Here is an 18898-nt window from a genome sequence, read left to right on the forward strand (position 1 = left end):
CCCATGCCCGAACGCACGCCTCTCGATGCCACCACCGCCCGCTGGGTGCCCTGGGTGGTGGCCATCGCCTTCTTCATGCAATCCCTGGACGGCACCATCCTCAATACGGCGCTGCCAGCCATGGCCCAGGACCTGGCGGAAGACCCGCTGCGCATGCAGGGGGTGATCATTGCCTACATGCTCACCGTGGCCCTGCTGATCCCAGCATCGGGCTGGATCGCCGACCGCTTCGGCACCAAGAAGATCTTCTTCGGCGCCATCTTGCTGTTCAGCATCGGTTCCCTGCTGTGCGCGATGTCCAACACCCTGAGCCAACTGATCGGCGCCCGGGTGATCCAGGGCCTGGGCGGGGCACTGATGCTGCCGGTGGGACGGTTGGTGGTGCTGCGAGCCTACCCGCGCTCGGAGCTGGTGCGGATTATGGGCTTCATCACCATTCCCGGGCTGCTGGGCCCGCTGATCGGCCCGACCATGGGCGGCTGGATGGTGCAGTACCTGACCTGGCACTGGATCTTCCTGATCAACCTGCCGGTGGGTGCGGTGGGCTGCTATGCGGTGTGGCGTTTTATCCCCGACCTGCGAGGCAGCGAGCGCACCCGTTTCGATGGCCTGGGCTTTGTGCTGTTCGGCGCGGCGATGGTGCTGATCACCATCGCCATGGAAGGCCTGGGGGAACTGCACCTGCCGCACCTGCGGGTGATGTTGCTGCTGTTTGCCGGACTGGCCTGCCTGGCGGCCTACTGGCTACGGGCCGGGCATATCGACACCCCGCTGTTCGCCCCTTCGCTGTTCAAGGTGCGGACCTTTGCCGTGGGCATCCTCGGCAACCTGTTCGCCCGCCTGGGCAGCGGTGCCCTGCCGTTCCTGGTGCCGCTGCTGCTGCAGGTGGCGCTGGGTTATTCACCGTCCCAGGCGGGGATGAGCATGCTGCCCCTGGCGGCCGCGGCGATGCTGGCCAAGTCCATTGCCCGGCCGTTGATCGAGCGCCTGGGCTACCGCATCGTGCTCACCGGCAACACCCTGGCCCTGGGGCTGATGCTGGCCAGCATGGGGCTGGTCAGCGAGCACACGCCTTATCCCCTGCTGCTGGGCATGCTGGCGGTGCTGGGGGCGATCAACTCGCTGCAGTTCACCGCGATGAACACCGTGACCCTGATCGACCTCGACGATGCCGCCGCCAGCAGCGGCAACAGCTTACTGTCGGTGGTAGCGCAGTTGTCCCTGAGCCTGGGGGTGGCCTGTGCCGGTGCGCTGCTGGGCGGTTTTACTGCACAAGTAGGCAATGACGGAGTGAACACCGTGCTCGGCGCCTTCCAGCTGACCTTTCTCACCGTGGGCATCATGGCGATGCTGGCGGCGGCGATCTTCCTCCAGCTGTCGCCCACCGATGGCCGAAGGGCGCGCAAGGTCGAGGAGCAGCACATCGAGCATTGAGCCGCACACACCCCTCCGTAGGAGCCGGCTTGCCGGCGAAGAGGCCCCCGAGCATTGCACCAACCTCGCGACCGCTTTCGCTGGCAAGCCAGCTCCTACACAAAACCACCTTTGCGCGGTTGCTCGTCCAGAATTTGCAGGTTATGGGAGCGAGGCTGATACACTGCGCGACATTTTGTTTTGCAGGCCAGTCCCGTGACCACCATTGCCACCGCTTTTAATACTTTGCCCCTGTCTCCCGCCATGCTGGCTAACCTCGACTCCCTCGGTTATGCCCAGATGACGCCGATCCAGGCGCAGAGCTTGCCGGTGATCCTCAAGGGCATGGATCTGATCGCCCAGGCCAAGACCGGCAGCGGCAAGACCGCGGCCTTCGGCATCGGCCTGCTGAACCCGATCAACCCGCGCTACTTCGGCTGCCAGGCCCTGGTGATCTGCCCGACCCGCGAGCTGGCCGACCAGGTGGCCAAGGAAATCCGGCGCCTGGCCCGTGCCGAAGACAACATCAAGGTCCTGACCCTGTGCGGCGGCGTGTCCTTCGGTCCGCAGATCGCTTCCCTGGAACACGGCGCCCACATCATCGTCGGCACCCCGGGGCGTATCCAGCAACACCTGCGCAAGGGCTCGCTGGTGCTTGATGGCCTGAACACGCTGATCCTCGACGAAGCCGACCGCATGCTCGACATGGGTTTCTACGACGCCATCGAAGACATCATCGAGCAGACCCCGTCGCGCCGGCAGACCCTGCTGTTCTCCGCCACGTACCCGGTGGGTATCAAGCAACTGGCGTCGAAGTTCATGCGTGATCCGCAGACGGTGAAAGCCGAGGCGTTCCACGACGACACGCAGATCGAACAGCGTTTCTACGAGATTTCCCCGGAAGAACGCATGAGCGCAGTGACCAAAGTCCTGCACCACTTCCGCCCGGCTTCCTGCGTCGCTTTCTGCTTCACCAAGCAGCAAGTGCAGGAAACCGTCGATCACCTGACCTCCAAAGGCATTTCCGCCGTCGGCCTGCACGGCGATCTGGAACAGCGTGACCGCGATCAGGTGCTGGCGATGTTCGCCAACCGCAGTACTTCGGTACTGGTCGCCACCGACGTGGCCGCCCGTGGCCTGGACATCGATGCGCTGGACATGGTGATCAACGTCGAGCTGGCCCGCGATTCGGAAATCCACATTCACCGCGTTGGCCGTACCGGTCGCGCTGGCGAAAAAGGTATCGCGGTCAGCCTCGTCGCACCGTCCGAAGCCCATCGCGCGCAAGCCATCGAACAGCTGCAGAAAGCCCCGCTGAACTGGGATCAGGTCGACAACCTCAAGTCCCAGGGCGGCGCCCCGCTGCAGCCACCGATGAGCACGCTGTGCATCGCGGGCGGGCGCAAGGACAAAGTGCGTCCGGGCGATATTCTCGGTGCACTGACTGGCGACGCCGGCATCCCGGGCGCCCAGGTCGGCAAGATCGCGATCTTCGACTTCCAGTCGTATGTGGCGGTTGATCGCACCGTGGTCATGCAGGCGCTGCAACGTTTGAACAACGGCAAGATCAAGGGCCGTTCGCTGCGCGTGCGCGTCCTCTAACCCCACCGTCCCTGTAGGAGCGAGCTTGCTCGCGATAGCGTCCGAACAGCCGACATCGAGGTTGAACCCGGCACCGTTATCGCGAGCAAGCTCGCTCCTACACAAATTTGTGCGAGGACACCGTTTTGCGTTCTACCCAAGTCGTGATCATCGGCGCTGGCGCGGCCGGCCTGATGTGCGCCCTGACCGCGGCCGGCCGCGGTCGCCAGGTATTGCTGCTGGACCACGCCAACAAGGCCGGCAAGAAAATCCTGATGTCCGGCGGTGGCCGCTGCAACTTCACCAATATGTACACCGAGCCCGCCAACTTCCTTTCACAGAACCCGCATTTCTGTAAATCGGCCCTGGCCCGCTACACCCAGTGGGACTTCATCGGCCTGGTGGCCAAGCACGGCGTGCCCTACCACGAGAAGAAACTCGGCCAGCTGTTCTGCGATAACAAGTCCAGCGACATCCTCGGCATGCTGCTCGACGAATGCGATCAGGTCGGCGTCGAACTGCGCCTGGACACCTCGATCCAGCAGATCGAGAAAATGGAGTCGGGCTATCTGTTGCAGACCACCCTGGGCGCGGTGCAGTGCCAATCCCTGGTGATCGCCACCGGCGGCCTGTCGATCCCGACCTTGGGCGCTACCGGTTTTGGCTATCAGGTCGCCAAGCAGTTCGGCCATGAACTGCTGCCGACCCGTGCCGGCCTGGTGCCCTTCACCATCACCGATCAGCTCAAGGAACTGTGCAGCGAGTTGTCGGGCACCTCGGTGGACTGTCTGGTGAGCTGCAACGAGCAGAGCTTTCGCGAGAACATTCTGTTCACTCATCGTGGCCTCAGCGGCCCGGCGATCCTGCAGATTTCCTCCTACTGGCAACCCGGCGACAGTGTCGAGATCAACCTGCTGCCAGACCACGACGCCCTGGGCTGGCTGCAACAGCAGCAGGCCGAGCGCCCCAACAGCGAGCTGAAAACCCTACTGGGGGAAATCTTCACCAAGAAGATGGCGGGACTGCTGGCCGAGCACTGGTTCGTCTCCAAGCCGATGAAGCAATACACCCCGGCGGAGCTGGCGGACGTGGCGCAAAAACTCGGCAGCTGGCAGTTGGTGCCGGCGGGCACCGAGGGCTACCGCACCGCCGAAGTGACCCTGGGCGGGGTCGATACCCGCGAGGTGTCGTCCAAGACCATGGAATCGCTGAAGAGCCCGGGGCTGTATTTCATCGGTGAAGTGCTGGACGTCACCGGCCACCTGGGCGGCTTCAACTTCCAGTGGGCCTGGGCCTCGGGCTACGCGGCGGCGCAATACGTCTGAGCCGCTGCAATCCCTGTAGCCGCTGCCGCAGGCTGCGACAGGTCCGCAGGACCTCAGCGGACCTTGAATCGCCGCGCCCCTTCGGGTCGTTCGCAGCCTACGGCAGCGGCTACAGGCGCCCGACCGGCAACGGCAACAGAATTTGTCGGCCGATGTGACGGCGGCATTGCGCCGTCGTCAATACTGGCTCAATTTAGCTGCATCGCCCCGGAAGGCCTGTCCCACTCCATGTCATCGACTTCTTTTCGTCAGTCTCTGCGCCGCCTCTGGGCGCTGGATAAATTCAGCTACAGCGTGCGGGTGTTCATCGCCCTGACCGGCAGCATGGCGCTGTGCTGGTATCAGGATGAGATGGGCCTGCTGATTCCACTGTTCCTCGGCATCATCGCCAGCGCCCTGGCGGAAACCGACGACAGCTGGCAAGGCCGGCTCAACGCCCTGGCCGTGACCCTGGTGTGCTTCAGCATCGCCGCGCTGTCGGTGGAACTGTTGTTCCCCTACCCCTGGATCTTCGCCATTGCCCTGGCCCTGGCCAGCTTCGGCCTGACCATGCTCGGGGCCCTGGGGGAACGCTATGGCGCCATCGCCTCGGCGACCCTGATTCTCTCGGTCTACACCATGATCGGCGTCGACCAGCGCGGCGGCGCGGTGATCGACTTCTGGCACGAGCCGCTGCTGCTGGTGGCCGGCGCGGCCTGGTATGGCCTGCTCTCGGTCCTGTGGCAGGCGCTGTTCTCCAACCAGCCGGTGCAGCAGAGCCTGGCCCGGCTGTTTCGTGAGCTGGGTTTCTACCTCAAGCTCAAGTCATCCCTGTTCGAGCCAATCCGCCAGTTGGATGTGGAAGCCCGGCGCCTGGAGCTAGCCCAGCAAAATGGCAAGGTCGTGGCAGCCCTCAACGCCGCCAAGGAGATCATCCTGCACCGGGTGGGCAATGGCCGGCCGGGGTCGAAAGTCAGCCGCTACCTGAAGCTGTACTTCCTGGCCCAGGACATCCACGAGCGCGCCAGTTCGTCCCATTACCCCTATAACGCCCTGACCGACGCCTTCTTCCACAGCGACGTGCTGTTTCGCTGCCAGCGCCTGTTGCGCCAGCAGGGCAAGGCCTGCCGCGCCCTGGCCGAATCCATCCAGCTGCGCCAGCCGTTCGTCTATGACGCCAGCTTTGCCCAAGCCCTGGGTGACCTGCACGCCTCCCTGGAACACCTGCGCATCCAGAGCAACCCGGCCTGGCGCGGGCTGCTGCGCTCGCTGCGCGCCCTGGCGGCCAACCTTGGCACCCTCGACCGCCTGCTCAGCGACGCCAGCAACCCCGACGCCCTGGCCGATGCCACCGACAGCAGCCTGCTGGACCGCTCGCCGCGCAACCTCAAGGATGTCTGGACTCGCCTGCGCACCCAGCTGACACCGACATCACTGCTGTTCCGCCATGCCCTGCGCCTGCCCCTGGCGCTGAGTATCGGCTACGGCATGGTGCATCTGATCCACCCATCCCAGGGCTACTGGATCATCCTCACCACGCTGTTCGTCTGCCAGCCCAACTACGGCGCCACCCGGCGCAAGCTGGGGCAGCGGATCGTCGGCACCGCCATCGGCCTGACCATCGCCTGGGCGCTGTTCGACCTGTTCCCGAGCCCCTTGGTGCAATCGCTATTCGCCATCGCCGCCGGGGTGGTGTTCTTTACCAACCGCACCACCCGCTACACCCTGGCCACAGCCGCCATCACCCTGATGGTGCTGTTCTGCTTCAACCAGGTGGGCGACGGTTACGGGCTGTTCCTGCCGCGGCTGTTCGATACCCTGCTGGGCAGTCTGATCGCCGGGCTGGCGGTGTTCCTGTTCCTGCCGGACTGGCAGGGCCGACGCCTGAACAAGGTGCTGGCCAACACCCTGACCTGCAACAGCATCTACCTGCGCCAGATCATGCAGCAGTACGCCGCAGGCAAAAGCGACGACCTGGCCTACCGCCTGGCCCGGCGCAACGCCCACAACGCCGACGCAGCGCTGTCCACCACCCTGGCCAACATGCTCATGGAGCCGGGGCATTTCCGTAAGGAAGCCGACGTGGGGTTCCGCTTCCTGGTGCTGTCACACACCTTGCTCAGCTACCTGTCGGGGTTGGGCGCGCACCGGGAAACCCAACTGCCGGGGGAGGTCCGCGAGCACCTGATCGACGGTGCCGGGGTCAGCCTGGCGGCGAGCATCGACGAGATTGCCCAGGGCCTGGCCAACAAGACCCCGATCGCCATCCAGAGCGATGCCGAGGAAGCGTTGGCCAATGAGCTGGAGCAGATGCCGGATGAAATCGACGAAGGCCAGCGTCTGGTGCAGACCCAGCTGGCACTGATCTGTCGACAACTGGGCCCGTTGCGGACCCTGGCGGCGCACCTGATCAAAGACACCAGCGACGACGCAAAACCGTAGGAGCCGGCTTGCCGGCGAAAGAGGCCGCAAGATTTATGCAAGGTTCGGGGCCGCTTTCGCTGGCAAGCCAGCTCCTACAGACAGCCCCCTGTTCGGTTACATACCGTGTTGGCGCAACAGGCGGTCGTAGCTGCCGTCGGCCTTCATGGCGGCAATTTCCCGGTCGAACTTGGCAACGATCTGCGCATGCTCGGGGTTTTTCAGGCTGACCAGGATATGCAGGCCGTTCTCGCTCAGGGGCTTGGGCAGGAACTCCACGGCGTTGCGCACCCGAGGCGATTCCCGGGCCAGGTAGTAGCGGGCGACGTATTCGTCTTCCAGAGTCAGCTTGACCCGGTCCGCCGCCAGCATGCGCACGGCCATGGCGAAGTTATGCACCAGAACTTTCTGCAGGTTCGGGTCGTTGTCGAACTCCGGCGAATAGGCGTAGCCACGCACCACCGCCACCGGGTACTGATGCAGTTGCTTGAGGTTGTTGTATTCCAGCGAGGCATCCTTGCGCTTGATGAAGCGCACTCGGTTGACCAGGTACTCCGAGGAAAACTGCCCCAGATGGGTGCGCTCTTCGTTGTACCAGGCATTGACCAGTACGTCGTAGCGTCCCTCGCCAACCCCCATCAGAGCCCGGGCCCAGGGCACCTGTTCGAACTCGCTGGCATAGCCGGCACGGGACAGGGCGGTGCTGACGATATCGGTGGCCACCCCGCCATTGACCAGGGTCGCATCGGTAAAGGGGGGCCAGGCGTCAGCGACCAGGCGCAGCTTCTCCGCAGAAGCGCTGTGGCCCAGCAACAGCAATCCGATCAAAGCCAAAGCTCGATGCAATCGCAGCATGCTAAAAGATCCTTAGCGGGCACAGGGCCCAGCGCGTTCCAGCCGACACTCGAGGGCCCCTGCCGGTATTCGACAGGGCAGCCCAGCCCCTAACACTAGCTCATCAGAACCGCTGCACAGGACTTGAAAACAGATTACACAAAGAAGACAAAGGCCAGTAACAACAATGGTGGCATTTTGACCTAACTCACAGAAACAGCCTCTGGGTGCTGCTCGACAAGACATCCGGCGGCGATGTGCCTAGTATTTCGCACAGCACTTTCTACAGGATATGAAGATGACCATCGAATGGGTCTGCAAGCATCACACCGATCTGGGCAAGGAACAGTTGTACGCCATCCTGCAACTGCGCACCGAAGTCTTTGTCGTGGAACAGAAATGCCCCTACCAGGAAGTGGACGGCCGCGACCTTGAAGGCGATACCTGCCACTTGATGGCCTGGGACGACGACCGCCTGCTGGCCTATGTGCGCCTGCTGGACCCGATCTCCCAAGGCGGCGACGTCGTGATCGGCCGCGTAGTGATCGCCGAACAGGCCCGTGGCCAGGGCCTGGGTCATGCCCTGATGGAGCAGGCGCTGAAACAGGCACAACGGCACTGGCCAGAAACCCCGATCTACCTCTCGGCCCAGGCCCATCTGCAGGATTACTACGGACGCTACGGCTTCATCGTCGCGGGTGAGGAATACCTTGAGGACGGCATTCCCCATATCGGCATGCGCCGGGCCTGAGACTCAGGGATAACCCAGCACTGTCTTGATCTGCCGCAGATTGGGCTCGATCCAGCCCTTGTCGATGGCCCCCCAGCTATGGATCCGGTAGCGCCCGGCATGATTGCGGGCGCCATCCTGCTGCTCGAACTCGCAGAGGATGTCCAGGTCCGCCAGGGCGGCGATGGTGTCCTGGGCGGTGCGTCGGGGCATGCCCGTGACTTCGGTCAGCGCCGGCACACTGCTGGCCAGGCCGCTGTCGATCAGATACGCCACATACAGGCGGCGGTAGAAACTGCTCTTGGTCTTGCTGACATCCATCGCCTACTCCCTTTCACTAAGCACTAATCCGCCGCTCCTGCCTTGGCTTGCAGGTCGCGCCAGGTCAGGTAGACCCGCAGGTCGAACTCCAGCTGGTGATAGCCCGGCAGCATATGCTCGCAGAGCTTGTAGAACGCCTTGTTGTGGTCCGATTCCTTGAAGTGCGCCAGCTCGTGCACCACGATCATCCGCAAGAACTCCGGCGCCGCCTCCTTGAACAGGGAGGCGATGCGGATCTCCTTTTTGGCCTTGAGCTTGCCGCCCTGTACCCGGGACACCGTGGTGTGCAGGCCCAGGGCGCGGTGGGTCAGGTCCAGGCGGTTATCGAACAGCACCTTGTCGATGGCCGGGGCGTTGCGCAGGTATTCCTGCTTCAGTTCCAGAGCGTAGTTGTACAACGCCTTGTCGCTCTGTACCGCGTGCTTGTTCGGATAGCGCCGGCTCAGGTAGTCCCCCAGGCGATCTTCGTCGATCAGCTGGCGCACTTGCTGTTGCAGGGCGACGGGGTAGGCCTGAAGGTATTTGAGTGCAGTCATGAAGGGGCAACGCAAGGTGCAAAGAGCGCCAGTGTAGCGAATTCAGGCCGGCAACGCGCTCCAGTCAAAAGGCTGGGCAAACTGACTGGCACTGCTGGCAGTCAGGGGGCGCGCCACCAGGAAACCCTGCACGTATTCACAACCATTGGCCTTGAGCCACTCGTATTGTTCGAGGGTTTCCACGCCTTCGGCAATCACCAGCAGGCCGAACTGTTTGCACAGATCGATCACGCTGCGGGCGATGGCGGCATCTCGCGGCGAAGTCAGCAGGCGAGCGATCAGGTGCCGGTCAAGCTTGAGGGTGTCCAACTGCAGGTCACGCAGGTACGCCAGACAGCAGCTGCCTGATCCGAAATCGTCCAGGGCCACCCGCACCCCCAGCTCATGCAACTGCTGCAACTGCTTGCGGGTCTCGTCGAGGTTCTGGGTCAGTGCCGCCTCGGTCACCTCCACCTCCAGCTGACGAGGCTGCAGGCCATGGCGCAACAACACCTGGCGCAGTTCGGTTGCCAGGTTGGGCATGCCGAACTGGGTAGCGCTGAGGCTGACACCCAGCACCAGGTCCGGGCTGAATACCTGTTCCCAATCCTTGCGCTGAGCGGCGCCCTGTTGATAGATCCAACTGCCCAGGCGGCTGATCAACCGCGCCTCTTCCAACAACGGCAGAAACAGCCCGGGCGGTACATCGCCGACACTCGGGTGCCGCCAGCGCAGCAACGCCTCGAACCCTCGCAAGCGGCCATCGGCAATGGCCACCTGGGGCTGATACACCAGGGTGAACTCCTTGCGCTCCACCGCGCTGCGCACGCTTTCTTCAAGCATCAGCCGGGACCGGGCACGGCCGTTCATTTCATGGTCGTAGTAACGGTACTGCTGACGGCCGGCACGCTTGGCCTCGTACATGGCGATATCCGCCGCGCGCAACAGGCCATCCAGATTGGAACCGCAGTCAGGGTAGATGGCGATGCCAATGCTGGCCCCCAGCACCACCTCCATGCCATCGATCTGCTGGCTGATGGACAGGCGTTCGATCAGTTTTTCGGCGATTTTTGCCGCCTGCTCCGGGAAGCTCAGCTCCAGCAGGGCCGTGAACTCGTCGCCGCCCATGCGCCCGAGAATGTCGAACGAATGCAGGCATTCCTTCAACTGTTCGGAGACCCAGCGCAGCACCCGGTCACCGGCATCGTGCCCCAGGGAGTCGTTGACTCGTTTGAAGCCGTCCAGGTCCAGGTAGAGCAGGACCAGAGACTTTCCCGAGCGATCGCTGCGCAGCAGGATGTTCTCCACGGTCTGATAGAAACCGCGCCGGTTGAGCAGGCCCGTCAGCGGATCGGTAACGGCCTGGTACTCCAGCTGTTGATGCAGGTGTCGAACCTCGGACATGTCCAGCAAGGTCACCACCATGGCCTTCTGTTCGCTGGGCAGGGGCGCGCAGGACAGAGCCACGCAGATCTGCTGGCCAGGGACGGTACGCAACAGGGCGTCATGCAGACGATAGGTCTCGCCCCTGCGGTAGCAGGCGTAGAGTTCGGATTCGTTCCAGTCGGGGACGTGGGGCTTTTGCAGGTAATCGAGGAAGGGCGAGCCTTCCAGATCTTGCACCTGGGCATTGAGCAAGCGCGAGACCGCTGGATTGGCGAAGCGCACATGGCCGCCTTCGTCCACCACCAGGATGCCTTCGGCGGCGTTGTCCAACACCGCGGCGTTGAACGCTCGCGCCACCTCCAGATCATGACTGAGGTGCTGCAGGGCTCGGCGGTTGCGCTGTTGCTCCAGCAAAGCCTGGACCTTGGGCTTGAGAATCTGCGGGTCGAAGGGTTTGAACAGGTAGTCCACCGCGCCACTGGCGTAGCCCTTGATCACGGCATCCTGGGACTGCTCGTTCGCGGTGAGGAAGATGATCGGTGTCAGCCGGGTACGCTGGCTGCCGCGCATCAGTCGAGCCACCTCAAAACCATCCATGCCGGGCATCTGCACATCCAGCAGCACCAGATCCACCTCATGCTCGAGCAACAGGCCCAGGGCCTCGACACCGGAGGCAGCGGTCATCACCCGCCAGTCCTGGCGCTGCAACAGAGCACGCATGCTTAGGAGATTTTCAGGATAGTCATCAACGATCAGAAGAGTGGAGTGGCCTTCGGCCACCTCCGGATGCACGCATTCCATGCTGCTTCTCTTGCCTGTAGTAAGACTGAGCGGGTGAGAAAACCTGGCTAAAACTGTGGACTCACTCTAGACCCGGATCTTGAAAAGCAGAAGCCGCCATCACGTCATCGCTCCGCCAATGGCGCCGACTCCCGACTAACGGTCACAGTTGTGCAGCATAAAAACCGGGAAGGATGGCATTTCGATATTTTGCTGACGTCAGATATCCGCCGTACGGACCTCGCCCGGCATCCGTTCTGCGTTATAAAGACGCCCGAAGAAGCGCAGGCTAAAGCCCTCGGCGACCTGCACCAGACCTTTCCTTGCGGAACCTCTCACCATGATCGATCTGGCAACCTGGAACCTCAGCGTTCCCGTCGGCAGCCCACCGGCAACCATTGACACCCCCACCCTGGTCAAAGGCTTCAAGGACCAGTACTTCCACTCCGATAGCGGCACCCTGTTCTTCTGGTCGCCAGTGACCGGATCAAAAACCGAGAACGCCATCTACCCGCGCACCGAGCTGCGGGAAACCTATTCCAACGGCACCCTGCGCAACTGGACCTATCCCGAGGCCGACAACCTGTTGTACGCCACCCTGGCAGTGAAGCAGGTGCCCTCGTCGGGCAAGATCGTCGTCGGCCAGATCCATGCCTACAACAGCACCAAGCCCCTGGTGAAAGTGGAGTACCAGTACAAGACCAGCCAGGGCAGCGGCAATGTCGTGGCCAAGGTGCGCATGCGCCCGGATGACGACGAAGGCCGGGTCATCACCGTCGCCAGGAACGTGCCTATGGATCGGGAGTTTTCCTACCTGATCCACCTGAGCCCCGGTGGTGCCCTGGGGATCAGTGCTGCGGGCTATCAATGGGATGGCCAGCTGAGCGCCACCTGGCGCGACAAGCCGCTGTATTTCAAGGCTGGCGTTTATGTCCAGGACAACAGCGGCTACACCAGCGAGGGCGGCAAGGTGACCTTCTCCAAGCTGGATATCGACCACAACAAAATCTAACCCCGTCTCTGTGCAGGAATCCCAGGCACAAAAAAGCCCGCATCGCTGCGGGCTTTCCGGATGACGCTAAGGCTTAGTTGACCTTGGCGTTCAGCTCACCCTTGAGGTAGCGCTGGAACATTGCTTCCAGGGAGATCGGCTTGATCTTCGAAGCGTTGCCGGCAGTGCCGAAGGCTTCGTAACGGGCGATGCACACGTCGCGCATGGCGGTCACGGTGGCCCCGAAGAACTTGCGTGGATCGAACTCGCTCGGGTTGGTGGCCATCAGGCGACGCATGGCACCGGTGGACGCCAGGCGCAGGTCGGTATCGATGTTGACCTTGCGCACGCCGTACTTGATGCCTTCGACGATTTCTTCAACCGGCACGCCGTAGGTTTCTTTGATGTCGCCGCCGTACTGGTTGATGATCGCCAGCCACTCCTGCGGAACCGACGAAGAACCGTGCATCACCAAGTGGGTGTTGGGGATGCGCTTGTGGATTTCCTTGATGCGGTCGATGGCCAGCACGTCGCCGGTAGGCGGCTTAGTGAACTTGTAGGCACCGTGGCTGGTGCCGATGGCGATGGCCAGGGCGTCGACCTGGGTCTTCTTGACGAAGTCCGCAGCCTCTTCCGGATCGGTCAGCATCTGGCTGTGGTCCAGCACGCCTTCGGCACCGATGCCATCTTCTTCACCGGCCATGCCGGTTTCCAGGGAACCCAGGCAGCCCAGCTCGCCTTCTACCGACACGCCGCAGGCGTGGGCCATGGCCACGGTCTGTTGGGTGACGCGCACGTTGTATTCGTAGTCGGTCGGCGTCTTGCCGTCTTCGCCCAGGGAGCCGTCCATCATGACCGAGGAGAAGCCCAGCTGGATTGAGCGCTGGCAGACGTCAGGGCTGGTGCCGTGGTCCTGGTGCATGCACACCGGGATATGCGGGAACTCTTCGATCGCCGCCAGGATCAGGTGACGCAGGAACGGCGCACCGGCGTACTTGCGCGCACCGGCGGACGCCTGAACGATCACCGGGGAGTCAGTCTTGTCAGCGGCTTCCATGATGGCGCGCATCTGCTCAAGGTTGTTGACGTTGAAGGCTGGAACGCCGTAGCCGAACTCGGCTGCGTGGTCCAGCATCTGGCGCATGCTGATGAGTGCCATTGTGTGTGTCTCTCCCGGTCGAGGGTCGTTAATCGTGCAAGCCTGCCGTAGCGGCGACTGCTATTCAAGTGATTGCAGATCGGGGGTCAGCCCGCCCTGTTGTATCCGTTAAAACCAAATCTCTACAGCCCTTCAGGAACCAGTTCGCCGGTAAAGGGGCCCTTGACCTTGCACAGGCCTGGACGCCGCCTTGGCTGGCAAGCCAGCTCCTACTGGGCCTTGCAGCCGCGGCCGATCAAGTCATTGGTGGCGACCCAGTAAACCAGGCCCTCTTCACCCTTGACGTGAAACGCCAGCATGTCATCGCTGTACAGCGAACCCGAACCACTGGGCTCAAGCTTAAGGCGCCGAACCTGATCGTCGCCCCCCAGGCGCACGTCGACTGCCTTGCGGCTGTCGTCGGTGTAGCGCCAAAGCACTTGTGCCTGGCTGTCACACACCCAGGTCGTCCAGTTGTCGGGAGCCGGCGACTTGAGCAGGTTCAGGTTGGCACACCCTGCCAGCAAGCCCAGCATCGCCACGGCGATCAAACCTTTCATCGATGTTCCTCGGCTGACAGCCCACAGGCCCCAGCGCGTTGCGTTATCCAATCCGACCCGTCAAGGGCAGCCCTGTTCCCTGGTCTTTGACGGTGTCTCGTACTTCTCCAGGCCCTCTGGGCCCAGACGCTTGTTAATCACCGGCGCCGTCTCGGCCTGCCAATCGGCCTGATAGCAGCCTTTGTCCGGCTCACCGGCCTCATCGGCCGATTTTGCCTGGGGAGTGCCGGAGCACCCCGCCAGCAAAGCCGCGGCGATCAACAGTGGCAATGTCTTGACCATCAGAACACTCCTTTGCCCGGCCAACGGGAATCTCAGGCCTTGGCCCGGGCTTCCAGGACTTCAACCGCCGGCAGTACCTTGCCCTCGACGAACTCGAGGAAAGCGCCGCCACCGGTAGAAATGTAGGAGATCTGCTGGGCCACGCCATACTTGTCGATGGCCGCCAGGGTGTCGCCACCGCCAGCAATGGAGAACGCGGCGCTGTCGGCGATGGCCTGGGCCAGCACTTGGGTGCCGTTGCCGAACTGGTCGAATTCGAACACGCCTACAGGACCGTTCCAGAGGATGGTCTTGGAGGATTTCAGCAGCTCGGCGAACTGCGCGGCAGTCTGTGGGCCGATGTCGAGGATCATGTCGTCAGCGGCAACATCAGCGATCAGCTTGACGGTAGCTTCGGCGCTTTCGGCGAACTCCTTGGCCACGACCACGTCCACCGGCAGCGGTACGCTGACCTTGGCGGCGATGGCTCGGGCGGTGTCCAAGAGGTCCGGCTCGTACAACGACTTGCCCACCGGATGCCCGGCAGCGGCCAGGAAGGTGTTGGCGATGCCGCCACCGACGATCAACTGGTCGCAGATCTGGCTCAGGCTGTTGAGCACATCCAGCTTGGTGGACACCTTGGAACCGGCAACGATGGCCGCCATCGGCTTGGCCGGGTTGCCCAGGGCCTTGCCCAGCGCCTCCAGCTCAGCAGCCAGCAGGGGACCTGCAGCGGCTACTTTGGCGAACTTGGCCACGCCATGGGTCGAACCCTCGGCGCGGTGCGCGGTGCCAAAAGCATCCATCACGAACACGTCGCACAGGGCAGCGTATTGCTGGGCCAGTTCGTCGGCGTTCTTTTTCTCGCCCTTGTTGAAGCGCACGTTTTCGAACAGCACGATGTCGCCGGCCTTGACCTCGACACCACCCAGGTAGTCGGCCACCAGCGGCACTTCACGGCCCAGGGCGCGGCTCAGGTAATCGGCTACCGGCTTGAGGCTGTTCTCGGCAGAGAACTCGCCTTCGGTCGGACGGCCCAGGTGCGAGCAGACCATCACCGCCGCGCCTTTTTCCAGGGCCAGCTTGATGGTCGGCAGCGAAGCCAGGATCCGCGCATCGCTGGTGACAACACCGTCCTTGACTGGGACGTTGAGGTCTTCGCGGATCAGTACGCGCTTACCTTGCAGATCGAGGTCGGTCATCTTCAACACGGTCATGGGTCGCAATTCCTGGGTTACTGTTGTTCAGAAACAGAGAGTTTAGAGTCAGAGCGTGGAGTGGCTGTTTGCAGGTAGTGCCCAGCAACATCCAGCATCCGGTTGGCAAAGCCCCATTCGTTGTCGAACCAGGCCAGGATGTTCACCAGCCGGGGGCCGGAAACGCGGGTCTGACTGGCATCGACGATCGCCGAATGGGGATCATGATTGAAATCACAGCTGGCGTGAGGCAACTCGGTATAGGCCAGCAAGCCCTTGAGCGGACCGCTGGTGGCGGCCTCGCGCAGAATCCGGTTGACCTCGGTGGCGTCGGTATCGCTCACGGTCTGCATGGTGATATCCAGGCAGGACACATTGACCGTCGGCACTCGCACAGCTTTGGCCTGAATTCGCCCGGCAAGTTCCGGCAACAAGCGCTCGATACCACGCGCCAGACCAGTGGACACCGGGATCACCGACTGGAACGCCGAACGGGTCCGACGCAGATCCTCGTGGTGATAGGCGTCGATCACCGGCTGGTCGTTCATCGCCGAGTGAATGGTGGTGATCGACACATATTCCAGGCCGATGGCCTGATCCAGCAGGCGCAACAGCGGCACACCACAGTTGGTGGTACAGGAGGCGTTGGAGACCAGCAGCTCGGCGCCGGTCAGACACTCCTGGTTGACCCCGTAAACGATGGTGGCGTCGACATCCGCCTCGCTGGCCATCGGCTGGGAGAACAGCACCCGTGGCGCGCCGGCGTCGAGGAAACGCTGGCCGTCTGCCCGGGTGTGGTAGGCACCGGAGCATTCCAGCACCAGATCGACGTCCAGGGACGCCCAATCGATGCCTTCAGGCGTGGCACTGCGCAGCACTTTCACGCAGTTGCCATTGATATGCAGACAGTCGCCATCGACCTTCACCTCGCCGGGAAACCGGCCGTGGGTCGAGTCGAAGCGTGTCAGGTATTCAACACTGGCCATGTCGGCCAGATCGTTGATGGCGACGATCTCGAATCCAGCCGCAGCCCCCCGCTCGAACAGAGCACGCAAGACGCAACGACCAACCCGGCCGTAGCCGTTGAGTGCAACTTTATAGGGACGCGATTGAGGCATGGGGTTCTCGATCAGGCACAGGCAGACGAACTTGTTATACGCACCCCATCGCAGGAGCTGGCTTGCCAACGATCAGCGGCGTGTCAGGCAGGCCGCGAATCGCTGGCAAGCCAGCGCCTACAAAGGGATCGCGGTGGCTGGGCCACCGCGTGCTTTTTTAGTCTTCCAGCAGCTCTTCGGCCTGGCCCAGGATGTTGTCCAGGGTGAAACCGAACTCTTCGAACAAGGCCGGCGCAGGCGCCGACTCGCCGTAGGTGGTCATGCCGATCACCCGGCCTTCCAGACCCACGTACTTGTACCAGAAGTCGGCGTGAGCAGCTTCGATGGCGATCCGCGCGCTGACCTGCAACGGCAGAACCGATTGCTTGTAGCCCGCGTCCTGAGCGTCGAACACGCTGGTGCACGGCATGGAAACCACGCGCACCTTGCGGCCCTGCTCAGTCAGCTTGTCGAAAGCCTGGACCGCCAGGCCCACTTCCGAACCGGTGGCAATCAGGATCAGCTCAGGCTCGCCTGCGCAGTCTTTCAACACGTAGCCACCGCGGCTGATGTCGGCGATCTGCCCGGCATCACGGGTTTGGTGCTGCAGGTTCTGGCGGGAGAAGATCAGCGCCGATGGGCCGTCCTTGCGCTCCAGGGCGTACTTCCAGGACACCGCCGATTCCACGGCATCGGCTGGGCGCCAGGTGTCGAGGTTCGGGGTGCTGCGCAGGCTGGTCAGTTGCTCGATCGGCTGGTGAGTCGGGCCGTCTTCGCCCAGACCGATGGAGTCGTGGGTGTAGACATGGATCACCCGCTGTTTCATCAGCGCCGACATGCGCACTGCGTTGCGTGCGTATTCCATGAACATCAGGAAGGTCGCGCCGTAAGGCACCAGGCCACCGTGCAAGGCAACGCCGTTCATGATGGCGGTCATGCCGAACTCGCGCACGCCGTAGTACATGTAGTTGCCGCTGGCGTCTTCAGCGCTGACGCCCTTGCAGCCTTTCCACAGGGTCAGGTTGGAGCCGGCCAGGTCAGCCGAGCCGCCGAGAAATTCAGGCAGCAGCGGGCCGAAGGCGTTCAGGGTGTTCTGGCTGGCTTTACGGCTGGCGATGGTTTCGCCCTTGGCCGCGACTTCAGCGATATAGGCATTGGCCTTCTCGGCAAAGTCCGCGGGCAGATCGCCCGCAAGGCGACGTACCAGTTCATTGGCTTCGGCAGGGAACGCAGCGGAGTAGGCCGCGAAGCGCTGATCCCACTCGGCTTCCACGGCGCGACCGGCTTCCTTGGCGTCCCACTCGGCGTAGATGTCGGCCGGGATTTCGAACGGGCCATGGTTCCACTTCAGTGCAGCGCGGGTCAGGGCGATTTCCTCGGCACCCAGTGGTGCGCCGTGGCAGTCTTCCTTGCCCTGCTTGTTCGGCGAACCGAAACCGATGGTGGTCTTGCAGCAGATCAGGGTCGGCAACGGGCTCTTGCGCGCGGTGTCGATGGCGGTCTTGATCTCTTCCGGATCGTGGCCGTCGACGTTGCGGATCACTTGCCAGTTGTAGGCTTCGAAACGCTTGGGCGTGTCGTCGGTGAACCAGCCTTCGACTTCACCGTCGATGGAGATGCCGTTGTCATCGTAGAAGGCGATCAGCTTGCCCAGGCCCAGGGTACCGGCCAGGGAGGCTACTTCGTGGGAAATGCCTTCCATCATGCAGCCATCACCCAGGAATACGTAGGTGTGGTGATCAACGATGTCGTGACCTGGACGGTTGAACTGCGCCGCCAGGACTTTTTCCGCCAGGGCGAAGCCCACGGCATTGGCCAGGCCCTGACCCAGTGGGCCAGTGGTGGTTTCCACACCCGGGGTATAGCCGAATTCCGGGTGGCCCGGAGTGCGGCTGTGCAGTTGGCGGAAGTTCTTCAGGTCATCGATCGACAGGTCGTAGCCGGTCAGGTGCAGCAGCGAGTAGATCAGCATCGAGCCGTGACCGTTGGACAGCACGAAGCGGTCACGGTCGGCGAAGGATGGATTGCTCGGGTTGTGCTTGAGGTAGTCACGCCAAAGTACTTCGGCGATATCCGCCATACCCATGGGGGCACCTGGATGGCCGCTGTTGGCTTTTTGCACGGCATCCATGCTGAGGGCACGAATGGCGTTGGCACGCTCACGACGGCTGGGCATCGCTGATCTCCTGAGGATTGAATAAAACGAAACGGAAAAAAGGCCTGCATTTTCCCTCAGGCGTCTGGCGGGGGCAATGACAGATAGTCACTCAGGCATGTTTTTCCCAAGGATAAGCACTCAATCCACTGGAGAAACCCGCTCGCCGTTCGTTGACAAGGCAACGAACGGCTCTGGCAAAGGCCCCTGCAACA

Annotated in this window: 16 protein-coding genes; 6 read left to right on the forward strand and 10 right to left on the reverse strand. The window is 62.6% G+C overall.

Annotated elements, in window-relative coordinates:
* Positions 1-3: 3 nt before the first annotated feature.
* The 4 genes from mdtD to yccS all read left to right on the forward strand — a co-directional run bounded on the left by mdtD (position 4) and on the right by yccS (position 6740).
* Positions 4-1434: a multidrug transporter subunit MdtD gene (gene mdtD, locus KHO49_RS14350; RefSeq protein ID WP_102881123.1), complete on the forward strand. Its 1431-nt coding sequence runs from the start codon at positions 4-6 to the stop codon at positions 1432-1434.
* A gap of 243 nt (positions 1435-1677) precedes the next feature.
* Positions 1678-3015 (forward strand): ATP-dependent RNA helicase DbpA, encoded by a 1338-nt coding sequence (gene dbpA / locus KHO49_RS14355; RefSeq protein ID WP_240322050.1) that lies wholly within the window; start codon positions 1678-1680, stop codon positions 3013-3015.
* Positions 3016-3140: 125 nt separating this feature from the next.
* A complete protein-coding gene (locus KHO49_RS14360; protein WP_110594383.1) occupies positions 3141-4319 on the forward strand; it encodes a BaiN/RdsA family NAD(P)/FAD-dependent oxidoreductase in 1179 nt (392 codons plus the stop codon).
* A gap of 228 nt (positions 4320-4547) precedes the next feature.
* Positions 4548-6740, forward strand: a complete 2193-nt coding sequence (gene yccS, locus KHO49_RS14365; RefSeq protein ID WP_213665194.1) for a YccS family putative transporter — start codon at positions 4548-4550, stop codon at positions 6738-6740.
* A gap of 96 nt (positions 6741-6836) precedes the next feature.
* Here the strand turns inward: yccS and KHO49_RS14370 are convergent, their stop codons facing one another.
* On the reverse strand, positions 6837-7574 hold the full coding sequence (locus tag KHO49_RS14370; protein WP_102881127.1) for a substrate-binding periplasmic protein: 738 nt from the start codon (positions 7572-7574) through the stop codon (positions 6837-6839).
* Between the two features lie 277 nt (positions 7575-7851).
* Here KHO49_RS14370 and KHO49_RS14375 point away from each other — a divergent pair, with 277 nt between their 5' ends.
* Complete coding sequence (locus KHO49_RS14375; protein ID WP_102881128.1) at positions 7852-8304, forward strand: GNAT family N-acetyltransferase; 453 nt, start codon at positions 7852-7854, stop codon at positions 8302-8304.
* A gap of 3 nt (positions 8305-8307) precedes the next feature.
* Here the strand turns inward: KHO49_RS14375 and KHO49_RS14380 are convergent, their stop codons facing one another.
* Genes KHO49_RS14380 through KHO49_RS14390 form a run of 3 tightly spaced genes read right to left on the reverse strand, consistent with a single transcriptional unit; the run spans position 8308 to position 11306 of the window.
* Positions 8308-8604 carry a winged helix-turn-helix domain-containing protein gene (locus tag KHO49_RS14380; RefSeq protein ID WP_102862029.1) on the reverse strand — a complete coding sequence of 99 codons (297 nt, stop codon included), beginning with the start codon at positions 8602-8604 and terminating at the stop codon, positions 8308-8310.
* A 23-nt stretch (positions 8605-8627) separates the two neighbouring features.
* Positions 8628-9140, reverse strand: coding sequence for a M48 metallopeptidase family protein (locus KHO49_RS14385; protein ID WP_110594381.1), 513 nt, complete (start codon positions 9138-9140; stop codon positions 8628-8630).
* Between the two features lie 42 nt (positions 9141-9182).
* Entirely contained in the window at positions 9183-11306 is a 2124-nt protein-coding gene (locus KHO49_RS14390) for a putative bifunctional diguanylate cyclase/phosphodiesterase (protein ID WP_102881130.1), read from the reverse strand.
* Positions 11307-11625: 319 nt separating this feature from the next.
* Here KHO49_RS14390 and KHO49_RS14395 point away from each other — a divergent pair, with 319 nt between their 5' ends.
* Positions 11626-12297 (forward strand): polysaccharide lyase family 7 protein, encoded by a 672-nt coding sequence (locus tag KHO49_RS14395; protein ID WP_102881131.1) that lies wholly within the window; start codon positions 11626-11628, stop codon positions 12295-12297.
* A 73-nt stretch (positions 12298-12370) separates the two neighbouring features.
* On the opposite strand, the gene fba is transcribed toward KHO49_RS14395, so the two are convergent.
* The 6 genes from fba to tkt form a co-directional block, all read right to left on the reverse strand.
* Positions 12371-13435 carry a class II fructose-bisphosphate aldolase gene (gene fba / locus KHO49_RS14400; RefSeq protein WP_003229012.1) on the reverse strand — a complete coding sequence of 355 codons (1065 nt, stop codon included), beginning with the start codon at positions 13433-13435 and terminating at the stop codon, positions 12371-12373.
* 209 nt (positions 13436-13644) lie between these two features.
* Positions 13645-13974, reverse strand: a complete 330-nt coding sequence (locus KHO49_RS14405; RefSeq protein ID WP_102862033.1) for an MliC family protein — start codon at positions 13972-13974, stop codon at positions 13645-13647.
* A gap of 60 nt (positions 13975-14034) precedes the next feature.
* Positions 14035-14256: a hypothetical protein gene (locus tag KHO49_RS14410; protein WP_102881132.1), complete on the reverse strand. Its 222-nt coding sequence runs from the start codon at positions 14254-14256 to the stop codon at positions 14035-14037.
* A 32-nt stretch (positions 14257-14288) separates the two neighbouring features.
* Positions 14289-15452: a phosphoglycerate kinase gene (locus KHO49_RS14415; RefSeq protein ID WP_102862035.1), complete on the reverse strand. Its 1164-nt coding sequence runs from the start codon at positions 15450-15452 to the stop codon at positions 14289-14291.
* Between the two features lie 17 nt (positions 15453-15469).
* Positions 15470-16549 (reverse strand): erythrose-4-phosphate dehydrogenase, encoded by a 1080-nt coding sequence (gene epd / locus KHO49_RS14420; protein ID WP_102862036.1) that lies wholly within the window; start codon positions 16547-16549, stop codon positions 15470-15472.
* A gap of 157 nt (positions 16550-16706) precedes the next feature.
* Entirely contained in the window at positions 16707-18704 is a 1998-nt protein-coding gene (gene tkt, locus KHO49_RS14425) for a transketolase (protein ID WP_102862037.1), read from the reverse strand.
* Positions 18705-18898: the final 194 nt, after the last annotated feature.

Origin of the sequence: Pseudomonas sp. RC4D1, from assembly GCF_018390395.1 — a bacterium.
Classification (GTDB): Bacteria; Pseudomonadota; Gammaproteobacteria; order Pseudomonadales; family Pseudomonadaceae; genus Aquipseudomonas; species Aquipseudomonas danubii.

Coding starts and splice junctions, on each gene's coding strand:
- KHO49_RS14410 (WP_102881132.1), bottom strand. CDS start 14,256: ATGGTCAAGACATTGCCACTGTTGATCGCCGCGGCTTTGCTGGCGGGG.
- KHO49_RS14370 (WP_102881127.1), bottom strand. CDS start 7,574: ATGCTGCGATTGCATCGAGCTTTGGCTTTGATCGGATTGCTGTTGCTG.
- KHO49_RS14380 (WP_102862029.1), bottom strand. CDS start 8,604: ATGGATGTCAGCAAGACCAAGAGCAGTTTCTACCGCCGCCTGTATGTG.
- dbpA (WP_240322050.1), top strand. CDS start 1,678: ATGCTGGCTAACCTCGACTCCCTCGGTTATGCCCAGATGACGCCGATC.
- KHO49_RS14395 (WP_102881131.1), top strand. CDS start 11,626: ATGATCGATCTGGCAACCTGGAACCTCAGCGTTCCCGTCGGCAGCCCA.
- KHO49_RS14390 (WP_102881130.1), bottom strand. CDS start 11,306: ATGGAATGCGTGCATCCGGAGGTGGCCGAAGGCCACTCCACTCTTCTG.
- tkt (WP_102862037.1), bottom strand. CDS start 18,704: ATGCCCAGCCGTCGTGAGCGTGCCAACGCCATTCGTGCCCTCAGCATG.
- KHO49_RS14375 (WP_102881128.1), top strand. CDS start 7,852: ATGACCATCGAATGGGTCTGCAAGCATCACACCGATCTGGGCAAGGAA.
- KHO49_RS14385 (WP_110594381.1), bottom strand. CDS start 9,140: ATGACTGCACTCAAATACCTTCAGGCCTACCCCGTCGCCCTGCAACAG.
- mdtD (WP_102881123.1), top strand. CDS start 4: ATGCCCGAACGCACGCCTCTCGATGCCACCACCGCCCGCTGGGTGCCC.
- fba (WP_003229012.1), bottom strand. CDS start 13,435: ATGGCACTCATCAGCATGCGCCAGATGCTGGACCACGCAGCCGAGTTC.
- KHO49_RS14415 (WP_102862035.1), bottom strand. CDS start 15,452: ATGACCGTGTTGAAGATGACCGACCTCGATCTGCAAGGTAAGCGCGTA.
- KHO49_RS14405 (WP_102862033.1), bottom strand. CDS start 13,974: ATGAAAGGTTTGATCGCCGTGGCGATGCTGGGCTTGCTGGCAGGGTGT.
- epd (WP_102862036.1), bottom strand. CDS start 16,549: ATGCCTCAATCGCGTCCCTATAAAGTTGCACTCAACGGCTACGGCCGG.
- yccS (WP_213665194.1), top strand. CDS start 4,548: ATGTCATCGACTTCTTTTCGTCAGTCTCTGCGCCGCCTCTGGGCGCTG.